The following is an 803-nucleotide window of genomic DNA, read 5'->3' as shown; positions in this document are numbered from 1 at the left end:
CTTAGTACCACAGCCTGGATTTTGAGTACGGGGCTATCACCCTGTGTCGCTAAGCTTCCCAGCTTATTCCTCTATCTCTGCTGCTATCATTAACAGGCTCTTTCGCTTTCGCTCGCCGCTACTGACGAAATCTCGGTTGATTTCTTTTCCTCGGGGTACTTAGATGTTTCAGTTCTCCCGGTTTGCCTCACTTACCTATGAATTCAGTAAGTGATAGTAGATTCTTCATCTACTGGGTTTCCCCATTCGGATATCTTGGATTAAACGCCTCTTATCGACTCATCCAAGCTTTTCGCAGATTAGCACGTCCTTCTTCGCCTCTGATTGCCAAGGCATCCACCTTGTACGCTTAGTCACTTAACTATACAACCTCAAATGTTTTCAATCACTTTAAGTTTTCACTTTAAAGTGCGGTCAATTTGATGCGTATTTTCATTCAACTAAACACTTGATTGCTTTTGTTCAATCAAGATTTTATGCAAAACAGGTTTGCTTTCAGAGCTCCCTTTTCAGTTCCCTCTTTTCACTGCCCTATTTTGCCTACTCAGACTTTCTCTCGAAAATCTCTTGTTTTCAGCTTGTTTCCAATTTTTTAAAGAACAGTAAGATAATCTAACAAAGTTATCTTTAATTGGCGTCCCCACGGGGATTCGAACCCCGGTTACCGCCGTGAAAGGGCGATGTCCTAGGCCTCTAGACGATGGGGACATCAATTAAAGATACTCTATCTTATTCTTATCTTTCAACGTTGCTTTTCGCTTCGTTTTCAATCTTGTCTACAACTATCAGCCAATCTGTGTGAG

1 tRNA gene and 1 rRNA gene are annotated in these 803 nt (G+C 41.8%); both read right to left on the bottom strand.

The features are described from left to right. Positions 1–363: ribosomal RNA gene (locus tag A8M50_RS08905) — 23S ribosomal RNA — on the bottom strand; the annotation flags it as partial. A 269-nt stretch (positions 364–632) separates the two neighbouring features. Beyond that, positions 633–708: transfer RNA gene (locus tag A8M50_RS08900), tRNA-Glu, on the bottom strand. Positions 709–803 lie beyond the last annotated feature (95 nt).

This window comes from Haemophilus haemolyticus (assembly GCF_001679045.1).
In the GTDB taxonomy this organism is placed as follows: Bacteria; Pseudomonadota; Gammaproteobacteria; order Enterobacterales; family Pasteurellaceae; genus Haemophilus; species Haemophilus haemolyticus.
Note: the sequence above shows the minus strand (reverse complement) of the source record. Positions and strands in the feature narration are given on the sequence as shown.